The organism is Proteus myxofaciens ATCC 19692 (assembly GCF_001654855.1).
Classification (GTDB): Bacteria; Pseudomonadota; Gammaproteobacteria; order Enterobacterales; family Enterobacteriaceae; genus Proteus; species Proteus myxofaciens.
Genome location: NZ_LXEN01000259.1, coordinates 1 through 220, shown reverse-complemented (window position 1 = coordinate 220; position 220 = coordinate 1). Strand labels below are relative to the sequence as shown.

General features: G+C 33.2%; 1 protein-coding gene. It reads left to right on the top strand.

Features of this window, described 5'->3' with window-relative positions:
- On the top strand, positions 1–220 hold a 220-nt coding region (locus tag M983_RS16830; RefSeq protein WP_157092002.1), incomplete at both ends, for a DUF1287 domain-containing protein.

The following is a 220-nucleotide window of genomic DNA, read 5'->3' as shown; positions in this document are numbered from 1 at the left end:
AAAACCTGATACTAATATTGACCACCGAAGAGTACCTAATTTAGAAGCATTCTTTTCACGCAAAGGAAAAGTTAAACCGATTACAAATAATCCTTCTGATTATGTACCTGGTGATATTGTTAGTTGGCGTTTAAATAATGGTCGTCCACATATTGGTATTGTTGTGGATAAAAAGAATCACGATAACAGCCACTATCTTATTATGCACAATATTGGTTTT